Source organism: Nitrospirae bacterium CG2_30_53_67, assembly GCA_001873285.1.
GTDB lineage: Bacteria > CG2-30-53-67 > CG2-30-53-67 > CG2-30-53-67 > CG2-30-53-67 > CG2-30-53-67.
This window is the reverse complement of the sequence record MNYV01000174.1, coordinates 1-10358: the sequence shown is the minus strand read 5'-3', so window position 1 is coordinate 10358 and position 10358 is coordinate 1. Positions and strand designations below refer to the sequence as shown.

At 53.2% G+C, this 10358-nt stretch carries 10 protein-coding genes; 7 read left to right on the top strand and 3 right to left on the bottom strand.

The window, feature by feature from the left end:
* Nucleotides 1–636: 636 nt before the first annotated feature.
* From AUK29_10755 to AUK29_10730, 6 genes are all read left to right on the top strand, one after another.
* Nucleotides 637–1812 (top strand): hypothetical protein, encoded by a 1176-nt coding sequence (locus AUK29_10755; GenBank protein OIP60953.1) that lies wholly within the window; start codon nt 637–639, stop codon nt 1810–1812.
* 15 nt (nt 1813–1827) lie between these two features.
* Nucleotides 1828–2100 (top strand): hypothetical protein, encoded by a 273-nt coding sequence (locus AUK29_10750; GenBank protein ID OIP60952.1) that lies wholly within the window; start codon nt 1828–1830, stop codon nt 2098–2100.
* A gap of 388 nt (nt 2101–2488) precedes the next feature.
* Nucleotides 2489–2992 carry an NADH dehydrogenase gene (locus tag AUK29_10745; GenBank protein ID OIP60951.1) on the top strand — a complete coding sequence of 168 codons (504 nt, stop codon included), beginning with the start codon at nt 2489–2491 and terminating at the stop codon, nt 2990–2992.
* Between the two features lie 575 nt (nt 2993–3567).
* Complete coding sequence (locus AUK29_10740; protein ID OIP60955.1) at nt 3568–4341, top strand: hypothetical protein; 774 nt, start codon at nt 3568–3570, stop codon at nt 4339–4341.
* A 638-nt stretch (nt 4342–4979) separates the two neighbouring features.
* Entirely contained in the window at nt 4980–6362 is a 1383-nt protein-coding gene (locus AUK29_10735; protein ID OIP60950.1) for a cobyrinic acid a,c-diamide synthase, read from the top strand.
* 71 nt (nt 6363–6433) lie between these two features.
* Complete coding sequence (locus AUK29_10730; protein ID OIP60949.1) at nt 6434–6940, top strand: hypothetical protein; 507 nt, start codon at nt 6434–6436, stop codon at nt 6938–6940.
* Here AUK29_10730 and AUK29_10725 read toward each other — a convergent pair.
* Nucleotides 6916–7254, bottom strand: a complete 339-nt coding sequence (locus tag AUK29_10725) for a hypothetical protein (protein OIP60948.1) — start codon at nt 7252–7254, stop codon at nt 6916–6918. The two genes, AUK29_10730 and AUK29_10725, sit on opposite strands and share 25 nt — an antisense overlap.
* A 228-nt stretch (nt 7255–7482) precedes the next feature.
* The gene (locus AUK29_10720; protein ID OIP60954.1) at nt 7483–7824 is read right to left on the bottom strand and encodes an HNH endonuclease; all 342 of its coding nucleotides are present in this window, start codon (nt 7822–7824) and stop codon (nt 7483–7485) included.
* A gap of 154 nt (nt 7825–7978) precedes the next feature.
* Here AUK29_10720 and AUK29_10715 point away from each other — a divergent pair, with 154 nt between their 5' ends.
* Nucleotides 7979–9010: a Rossman fold protein, TIGR00730 family gene (locus AUK29_10715; protein OIP60947.1), complete on the top strand. Its 1032-nt coding sequence runs from the start codon at nt 7979–7981 to the stop codon at nt 9008–9010.
* Nucleotides 9011–9050: 40 nt separating this feature from the next.
* Here the strand turns inward: AUK29_10715 and AUK29_10710 are convergent.
* The coding region (locus AUK29_10710) for an energy-dependent translational throttle protein EttA (protein OIP60946.1) at nt 9051–10358 on the bottom strand (1308 nt) is incomplete at its 5' end.

Genomic DNA, 10358 nt, shown 5'->3' with positions numbered 1-10358 from the left:
ATGCAAAACAGTGACACCGCCATGGCGCTTAAGAGCGCACAGAAGATCATGCCGGTGGCGGATCGCCTTGTCATGGAATTCCCCTCCTTGAAAGGAGATCAATGAAAACTTCCGAAGCGACGGTTCATAAAGAACCTGATTAAGATTCCGTCAAGCAAAAGGTATGCCAAATTGAAGGCTCACCCGGAAAGGAAGATTGATAAATGGATAAGGCCATATTTTATCACAAGTTGAGTGCCTGTTGGACCAGGGCCGGACAAAGTTCAGGGATAAAAGAAAAACGACCGGTTTCCATACACTTTTCATAACAATCTTGAGGCTATCTGTTTCAACAGTTTGATTTTAAAGTTAAAAACAAGTCACTGCATTTCCGGACACTGACCGGTTTCAGGACAGTTTTTAAATGGGGATCCTTATTTAAAAAATCCTTTGAAAAACAATTTGTTGGGAAACTTCTCCCTTTTTTCTCTTGGATGGCACAACCGTTGCATATAAAATTAAAGAATCGAATTCCTGTACAAGCGCCATCAGGAGAAAAACTTGGTTTCTTCTCATACGCTTCAAACACAACAAAACCGGCGTTCAATACCCGGGAACCGGCACACTCATGAGTTCAAAACACGCTGTTCCATCCTGATGGCTGTGCTGGTCATCCTGACTGCTTTACTGATGGAACGGCCTCTGTTTTCTTTGCAGGCCGAACCACTGACCGAGAGCGAGACGGGACGTCAAAGGATATATATTCCTGCGAAAATATGCGGTCAGTGTCACCAGGAAATCTTTAAGACGTGGAGTTTGTCCATGCACGCCCATTCCATGGACGATCCCATCTTTGAATCAACCTATGCTCTGGTCTATACCCGAACAGGAGGTCAGGCGAAAAAATTCTGCCTGAGATGTCATGCGCCCACGGTCTTGTTAACCAAAGATTTTGATCAGGAACTTGAGATAACCAGAGAAGGTGTCACCTGTGATTTCTGCCACGCGGTCAAGGATGTGGATTTGTCCGGACGGGCGAGCCCGATGGCCATGAATCCGCTCTTAAGCAAGGCCGGCGTGGATTGGAAACGGGATCGAACGTATCACGATATCAAAAAAAATCCGGTCCTTGCTTCTTCGGAATTCTGCGCAGGGTGCCATGAGTACTCAGATGAAAATGGCGTATCTTTATTGGGGACCTATACGGAATGGAAGAAAAGTCCTTACGCCGGACAGGGCATTCCATGTCAAAGCTGCCATGTGCCCCATGCAGAGGGGAAAGTGAAAGACCCCAGGATGCGGATGTTCAAAGATTCACTCAGCGGAGGGATCCATTCTAAAGACGCGCCGCCTGTCAAAACGGAACATGAACATGATGATATCGTCACACGACTTGAGAAGGTGGAAAGAAGAGGGGGCAACCTCACTGTTGTCGTGAGTTTGACCAATACAGGTTCAGGGCATAAATTGCCTACCGGCATCCCTTCGAGAAATCTGGTTCTGATCTGTGAGGTCAAAACGGTTCCCGATGGAAAGACCGTGATCCGGCAGAAGGTTTACAGAAAAAAACTGGTGGACCAAGAGACCGGAGAGGAATTTTCCGGGGATGCGGATCTCATGTGGAAGCCCGCCCGCTTTGTTGAAGACAACCGGATTTCCCCGCATGAAACCCGGACCGAGACGTTCAGGTTCATGGTCGTTCCGGACAAGGATGTGATCGTCAAGGCCTATGTCAATTATCTGTATCAACCGGTCCTGATTCAGAAGACCGAAATGAAAATAGAGATGAGCGGGGATCAGAAAGAGGTCCCGGCCATTCACGACAAACACTGAATAGGAGGCAGATCCATGATCAAAGTCCAGGCCAAGAGCGCGTACATTATCCAAATTGTAATGGTCCTTTGTTTCAATCTCTTTATTTTAAGTTTTTTCGGCTGGTTTTTTTACCTGATCTACTCTGCAAGAGAGCTGAACGAATCCACAGGTCCTGGAATGGGCATCGCCATTGTGGCCATCCCCATTGTCGCCATTCTGTTATGGGTGGTCAATTACACGGCCTGCGGACTTCTAACAGATGAAACGCACATCATTTTTAAGAAGGGCAAAGGCCCGGAGGAATGAGAAAGCCGGGATCTTATCGAATCGTTTGAGAACGCTAAATATGTGACACGTTAAATTTGACAAAAGCCGTCTGCCAAGGGTTGTATGGTCTTAAAAATCCCATCCCCCAAAAAAACACTGGGAATAAATTTTTTTCTTCCATTTTACTTTTTCTTCTGGTAATGTACCACAACATGGTTAGATCATGTATGGGTCTCGGCCTATCGAGGGGCGGTAAGAGAAGTCAAGAATTGGAATATATTGGAAGGTGTTCAGTGTCCATGCCGGGACTAAGACATGGATCGTTGAGAAAGGGAAGTCGGATATAAAACCGTACTGCCTTCAGGTGTTTGGGGCTTCTTAAACCAAAGGCTGACTTGAAACTCAGCCGAAAAAAAAGGAGAGACGTATGGGGACGAAGATGACGATCATTGCAAGTAAGGGAACATTGGACTGGGCCTATCCGCCTTTTATTCTCGGTTCCACGGCGGCGGCGCTTGATTATGAAGTCAGCATCTTCTTTACCTTTTATGGTCTGACCCTGCTCAAGAAAAAGATCACAGCCACGGTCAGCCCCTTGGGCAACCCGGCCATGCCCATGAAGATGCCTATGGGTCCCAAATGGTTCCGGAATATCAGTTGGAACATCCCGAATATTGTTCAGGCCAATATTCCTGGATATGAGAACTTGGCTACCGTCCTGATGAAGAAGACCATCGCCAATAACGGCGTTGCCACCATCGAACAGCTCAGAAGCCTGTGTATGGAAGCCGGGGTCAAGATGCTGGCCTGCCAGATGACGGTCGAACTCTTCGGTTTTCATCAGAGTGATTTTATCGATGGGTGTGAGTTTGTGGGCGCGGCGAGCTATCTGGATATCGCGAGCGACGCCAAGATCAATCTTTTCGTTTAAGGGATCTGACATCCGGTATTGAAGAAGAGAGCGGCGGGGAAATCCTGTAGGGTGGTGGATTGCCCCGCCGCCCCCTTCAGACGTATCATCTCCTTCTTGCAGTGCATTTTTCCCCTTCAAACGGGCGCACATACCCGGCCGGGTGTGCAGTCCGGGAAGTGCCATCCAAGTTTCAATTCCATGGACCGGGGTTCAGAATATTCCTACTTTGAATTTCTCTGTACCCCCTGAGTTTCTCGTATCATCAAAAGGCGGATTTAAGATCTCGGTGATCGTTCTGTTGGTTGCTTTCCTATTTCTCCTTGCTCTTGGGAAATTAGATTTGAGTCATGCGTGGGGTCAGGCTTAGGTATTTTGTTATTTTGGAGTAGCCCTTTATGAAAAGCATTCAGATGGGGATGAAAGGTTTCCTAATAACTGCTTATCCCACAGACAAGGTAAAGGAAGGAGACGTTATATGGACAAAGTAGTGGTTTACTATCACAAGCCTTTCCCGTTTGAGTTGGTGGTTGGTTAAAGATGGTGTATTCCTCATGTCAGAGGCAAAGATTCCTCGGTCGCTCCGCTCCCTCGGAATGACAACGAAGGGGCGGTCGGCCGGAACTTCAGGGAATATCTTCATCGGGACCTCGGGCTGGAACTATCCTCACTGGGGAGACGGGGTTTTTTATCCTCCTGAGCTCAGACAAAGAGCATGGCTCGCCTTTTACGCCGATCACTTTCAAACGGTCGAGATCAACAATTCATTTTACCACCTCCCCAAGAAAGAGACCTTTGAAAATTGGAGGGATACGGTCCCCGAAGGATTTATATTTGCCGTTAAGGTGAGCCGGTTTGTCACCCACATGAAGAAGCTCTCCGAGCCGGAGAGCTCCATGAAGGCATTCCTGGAGAACGTCTCAGGATTGGGGAGAAAGCTCGGCCCCCTGCTGTTTCAACTCCCGCCGTTCTGGAAGGTGAACATTGAACGTCTGGAGTCCATGCTCAAGTACCTCAAATCGCAGAGTCTCGTGAGGCGCCCCGTTTGTGTCTTCGAGTTTCGCAATCCCACCTGGGTATGCGACGAGGTCGGGGGTCTTCTCCGGCGATACCGTGCATCGCTCTGCCTTGCCGACTGGCCGAATCTGAATGTCCGTGACCCCCGCAGATCCGGGATCATCTACATCCGCCGGCATGGGCCGCAGGAGCTCTATGCCTCCGGATATGCGGAACCTGAGCTGAGGTCGGAGGCAAAGAAGATCCGTGAATGGGCCGGTGTCGGAAAGAGGGTCTTCTGTTATTTTAACAATGACGCAGGGGGACGGGCTGTGCACGATGCAAAGAAGCTGATCCGATTCATCAGTCAATGATCCGGCCCGCCTTTGGATTCCGGCGCAGGCTTTCTTCTAATCCAGATGGGCGGCATGTTTAAGTCCTGCGCACACGGCGTAGGTTCCGTCGCCTTCTCAAGGGGTCTCTCCGAACCGCTCTTCAATGGGCACGGAAAACCCCTCTCTTTTGCAGGCAGGGCAGAGGCCGTCCCCGGCGAGATAGGCGGCCTTGAGCGCGGCCGCGTCTTCGGGGCTGGTCTTCCGAAGGATGGGTTGGTACCTGATGACGCATTTCATTATAAAATCCATTGGATGATTAATTTTATTATCCGATATGGAATGGCCGTTGGTCAAGAATTTTTTATTCGCTTGATTTTTACGCCTTTGGAAAGGTACCATGTCTCGTGAAATCGGCAGTTATTAATAGTATCGAAATAGAATAGACATGGTTCATAAAATCTCCCCTTGCCCCTCAGAGGGATAACTCCCCCTTGCCCCTCAGAGGGATAACTCCCCCTTGCCCCCTCTTAAATAAGAGGGGGCAAGCCTTTAGAAAAGGGAGGTTAGAGCCTGCCCTCGAATAGGTTTATCGGGGGAGGGATTTTCGATATGATGTCGTATCTATGAGAACCTTAATATATCGATGAAAATTCTTCCTTGGGATTCGTGGAGCCTTCATGGAACAGGCAAGACCCCGTATTGTGATCTCCGCCCCGCACCGGAGTTCCGGGAAATCGACCATCAGCCTCGGTCTTTGCGCAGCGTTCAAGGATTCAGGGCTTTCTGTCCAGCCTTTCAAGAAGGGGCCGGATTTCATTGATCCCATGTGGCTGACCGCGGCCTCAGGACGGGAATGCCGGAACCTCGATTTCTTTATGATGGGGGAACGGAACATCCTCGAGACGTTTGCAGCGGCGAGCCGGGGTTCGGATCTCTCCGTGATCGAAGGGAACATGGGGTTTTACGACGGGCTTGATCTCAAGGGTACGGACAGCACCGCCGCCCTTGCGAGGCTTCTCAAGGCTCCTTCAATCCTTGTGGTCAATACCCTCCGGATGACCCGTGGGGTGGCCCCCCTGATCCTCGGACACCAGAAATTCGAGCCGGAGACCCACATCGCATCGGTGATCCTGAACCGAGTCCGGGGATCTCGGCATGAGAAGAAACTGAGGGAAGCTCTCGACTACTATTGCGGCATGGAGGTGGTCGGGGCCGTTCCGGACAAAAAAGAGCTTTTCATTGAAGAGCGTCACTTGGGGCTCACCCCGCTCAAGGAGGATGCCGGACTGCACCCGGTCATCGAAAGAATCGCCCATGCCGTGAACGAATACCTCAACCTCGACCGGATCCTGGAACTGGCCGGTTCGGCTCCCATGATGCCCGTGCAACCTGAGGATCTTGTTTCTTTTCCGGTTCCGGATGTCAGGCTCGGGCTGGCTTCGGATCCCGCCTTTACCTTTTATTACCCGGAGAACCTGCAGGCTCTAAGCATGGCTGGCGCCGAGCTGGTCCCATTCAATACGTTGAGAGATCCGCACCTGCCGGAGGTCGGCGGCCTTTATATCGGCGGCGGATTCCCGGAGATCTTTATGGATGCGCTGGAGAAGAACGTCACTCTCCGTGCCGAGATCCGGTCTGCCATCGAACAAGGGATGCCGGTCTATGCCGAATGCGGGGGGCTGATGTACCTGTCTCGTTCCATATCCTTTCGCAGCCGGACACGGTCCATGGTGGGCGCGCTCCCCTGTGACATCGAGATGCTCCCCCGTCCCATGGGGCACGGCTATGTGATCCTTAAGCCTACGGGGAAAGGGCCATGGTCTCCGGGAGAGACCGAGGTCCGGGCGCATGAATTTCACCATTCACGGGCGGCGAACCTGGGGAAGGCGGACTTCGCCTACCGGCTGGCCCGAGGACAGGGAATAGACGGGGAACATGACGGCATCCTCTACAAAAACGTCCTGGCCTCCTATGCCCATCTTCACCATGCGGGCGCTCCGGAGTGGGCCGGGCGCTTTGTCTCGTTTGTACGGGAGGTCCGCTTCAGGATCAGCGGGTGAAGCGGATTCTGAAGGGTTCTGATTTATGCCCTATACTGACAGGATCATCGCCCATCAAGGTTGCATGACTCATGAAAGATCGGATCAAGATAGGGGTAAGCGCCTGCCTCCTGGGTGAGAAGGTCCGTTATGACGGCGGGCACCGGCTGAATCCCTCTTTGAAAGAGAATCTGGAAGGGTTTGTTGACTGGGTCCCCGTATGCCCGGAGGTGGAATGCGGGCTTCCTGTGCCCAGGGAGCCGATGCATTTAGTTCCCGGCCCTGAGACGCCTCGACTTGTGACCCTGGTGACCGGGGTTGACCACACAAGCCGGATCCTGCAATGGGCAAAGAAAAAACTTCCGGAACTTGAACTGGAGAAACTTTGCGGTTTTATCTTCAAATGCAGATCGCCGAGCTGCGGGGTGCGTGACGTGAGCATAGAGTCTGCGTCCGGAACGGTCCAAACTGCGGGGGCCGGCCTCTTCGCCCGAGCCTTCATGGAACATTTCCCGTCCCTTCCCGTGGAAGATGAAGAGGGTCTTAAGGACCCTCTTTTGCGGGGGAACTTTATTTACCGCCTCTGGTCTTCCGGATAAGATGAGTTGAAGGTATAAGAGGTCACGACACCATGATCATCAAAGCGGATGACCAGGTCCCTGGTCATGGATTCTCCGAGCATGGAGTAACGGTAATGGGCGTAGGTCCATGTTGTTTTCCCGTCTTCTATGCCCGTACGCCACGGCGGCCCGAAGATATCGCCGATTTGCAGGCGGGTGGTCTCGCCGATGCGGATCCTGGATACGGCGTCGACACGAAATTCATGGCCGACCGTGAGGCACCCGGCGGCGGTGATGGACAAAAGCAAAACGATGAGGATTGCAAAGACAGCCGGCTTTCTATTCTTGATCATGGTTTCCTCCTTAGTGGCCCTATTCGTAAATACGATCGCATTCGAGCCTGCCTGTGCCATTGCAGACAGGTGCCGTAGGGCGATCTCCTCGGCGTTGCACTCCTTGCGGTGTACCACAGTGGGTACGCCTCAGTCGCGCGCCTTGATGAGACCGCCCTACGACCCTCTCGGTACGTTACCATATTTACGAACAGGACCACTTACTTAACGGTTGAAAGATCTCTTGATCTATTCCTGATCGCTCAGATAGCTCCCCAGACGTCCCCGGCTGTGCTCATCATCATGGCAGTAAATGCACAGGTTCTCCCAGTTGGACCCGTCAGACGGGTTGTTCATGTGATTTCCATCCTTATGGTGTACGGTCAGGAGATGTCTGTCTTTGTATTCAAACTCCCTTGCGCATTTGGCGCAGATGAGCCCGTGAATCTTAAGCGAACGCTCTCTGTAGCCTTCACTTTCAGGGCGCATTTTTTTCAGTTCCCGGACGATCTCGTCAACGGATTTCCCGCTTTCTTTTTTTACGGGCCGCAGTTTCTTGCGGACGCTGTAAAGGCTCTTTCTTATACTCATGCCGGTTAAGATACAAGAAAAACGGAAAAGATGCAATATGTTTTAAGCTTGCTTATTCCATGGTAAATTGATTAGAATTCAAATAAACTCTAAACGATCTTTAACCCTGAGACGCAAGGACGTCCGGGATAAGATATAGGAGGGATATCATTACATGGAACTGCACTTTACCAGAACCAACGGTCCTGCAGACGAGGCCATCGACCAGTTGATCAAACGGATCGGGGGGATCTATCACCCGGAAATCGTCCGGGAGATGATCCTGGCGGCACTGAAGGCCGGGCAGGAGGACGTGAACAAGGCCGACCTGAAATTCATGAACAGCACCTTGAAGGAGATGCGTTTTACGGTCAAGGTCTTCAGCCCTTACCGGCACGTGAAAAAAATAACCGTCTTCGGCTCGGCCAGGACCAAGTCTGATGAGCCCATATACGAGATGGCCCGTCTTTTCGGAAAAAAATTGGTTCAGTCCGGTTACATGGTGATCACCGGCGGCGGTCCGGGGATCATGCAGGCTGTGAACGAAGGCGCCGGACCGGAAAACTCCTTCGGGGTCAACATCCGCCTTCCTTTTGAACAAAAGCCCAACTATGTCCTTCAGGGGAACCCCCGTTATATTATGTATAAATATTTTTTCAACCGGAAGGTGGCCTTTATTAAGGAAGCGAATGCCATCGTCCTTTTCCCTGGCGGGTTCGGCACGCTCGATGAGGCCATGGAGACCCTCACGCTCCTGCAGACCGGGAAACGGGATCCCATGCCGCTCATCCTGGTGGATGAACCGGGCGGCTCCTACTGGTCGCAGTGGCTCAAATTCTTCAAGAAGGAGCTTCTGGCCCACGGTTATATCAGCGGCACGGACTTTGATCTCTTCGAACGGGTGGAGTCGGCGGATGATGCGCTGGCAAAGATTGATCACTTCTACCGACGCTATCACAGCATGAGGTTCGTTGGAGAGAAACTGGTGATTCGTCTGAGTTCCGCCATTGACCCGTCGAGGGTCATGGAACTCAAGGGGCGCTTTTCCGATATCCTGTCACCCCGGGGCGGCCTCTCCCTCTCCGGGCCTCTTCCGGCAGAGGCCGATGAGCCTGAGATCGCCCATCTGCCGAGGCTGGTTGTTGATTTCAACCGGAAAGACTTCAGCCGGCTGCGAAGTCTCATTGACGTCGTCAATAACGGATGATCCGGGGTTTTGCGGGATCAGCCAAGGCACAGGCGACCCGTCATCTTGTCAACTGCCGGTATTTGATCCGGTGCGGCTGGTCCGCGGCGCCGCCGAGCCGGGCCCTTCTGTCCGCCTCGTACTCTGAATAATTCCCGTCGAACCAGACCACGCGGCTCTCCCCCTCGAAGGCGAGGATATGGGTGGCGATCCGGTCCAGGAACCACCGGTCGTGGCTGATGACCACGGCGCATCCCGCAAAGTTCTCCAGCGCCTCCTCCAGGGCGCGCATGGTGTTCACATCCAGGTCATTGGTCGGCTCGTCGAGAAGGAGCACATTGGCCTCTTGTTTCAGGATCCGTGCCAGGTGGACCCGGTTCCTCTCGCCTCCGGAGAGTATGCCGACCTTTTTCTGCTGGTCGGCGCCGGAGAAATTAAACCGCGCCACATAGGCGCGTGAGTTGACCTCCCTCTTCCCGAGCTGGATCACCTCTTCGCCTTCGGAGATCACCTCCCAGATGGTCTTCTCCGGATCGAGAACATCCCGGCTCTGGTCCACATAGGCCGGCTTGACCGTCTCCCCGATCCTGATCGTGCCGGTATCGGGCGTTTCCTGGCCGGTGATCATCCGGAACAGGGTGGTCTTCCCGGCTCCGTTCGGGCCGATGATCCCCACGATACCGCCGGGCGGAAGTGAGAAAGAAAGGGCTTCCATCAGGATTCTGTCGCCGTAGGTCTTGCTCACGTTTTCGGCCTCGATGACCGTCCTTCCCAGCCGAGGGCCCGGCGGGATATAGATCTCCAGGTCCTTTGCCCGTTTTTCGCTGTCCTGGGTCAGCAGGGATTCATAGGAATGGATGCGCGCCTTTGATTTGGCATGGCGTCCTTTCGGCGACATCCGGATCCACTCCAGTTCCCGCTGCAGGGTCTTCTGCCGTTCGCTTTCGCTCTTCTCCTCGCGCTTGAGCTTTTCCTGTTTCTGCCCCAGCCAGGAGGAATAGTTTCCGTGCCACGGAATCCCCTGGCCGCGGTCCAGCTCCAGGATCCACCCGGCCACGTTGTCCAGAAAATAACGGTCATGGGTCACGGCGATGATGGTCCCGGCATAGCTCTTCAGATGGCGCTCCAGCCAGGCCACGGACTCGGCGTCCAGATGGTTGGTCGGCTCGTCAAGGAGCAGGATGTCCGGATTCTGAAGGAGGAGCCGGCAGAGCGCCACGCGGCGCTTCTCTCCGCCGGAGAGGACCTTGACCGGCGTGTCGCCCGCCGGACAGCGCAGGGCATCCATGGCCATCTCCAGCCGTGAGTCCAGATCCCAGGCATTCAGCGCATCGAGCTTTTCCTGCACCTCCCCCTGACGCTCGATGAG

Coding starts and splice junctions, on each gene's coding strand:
- AUK29_10755 (OIP60953.1), top strand. CDS start 637: ATGGCTGTGCTGGTCATCCTGACTGCTTTACTGATGGAACGGCCTCTG.
- AUK29_10750 (OIP60952.1), top strand. CDS start 1,828: ATGATCAAAGTCCAGGCCAAGAGCGCGTACATTATCCAAATTGTAATG.
- AUK29_10745 (OIP60951.1), top strand. CDS start 2,489: ATGGGGACGAAGATGACGATCATTGCAAGTAAGGGAACATTGGACTGG.
- AUK29_10740 (OIP60955.1), top strand. CDS start 3,568: ATGACAACGAAGGGGCGGTCGGCCGGAACTTCAGGGAATATCTTCATC.
- AUK29_10735 (OIP60950.1), top strand. CDS start 4,980: ATGGAACAGGCAAGACCCCGTATTGTGATCTCCGCCCCGCACCGGAGT.
- AUK29_10730 (OIP60949.1), top strand. CDS start 6,434: ATGAAAGATCGGATCAAGATAGGGGTAAGCGCCTGCCTCCTGGGTGAG.
- AUK29_10725 (OIP60948.1), bottom strand. CDS start 7,254: ATGATCAAGAATAGAAAGCCGGCTGTCTTTGCAATCCTCATCGTTTTG.
- AUK29_10720 (OIP60954.1), bottom strand. CDS start 7,824: ATGAGTATAAGAAAGAGCCTTTACAGCGTCCGCAAGAAACTGCGGCCC.
- AUK29_10715 (OIP60947.1), top strand. CDS start 7,979: ATGGAACTGCACTTTACCAGAACCAACGGTCCTGCAGACGAGGCCATC.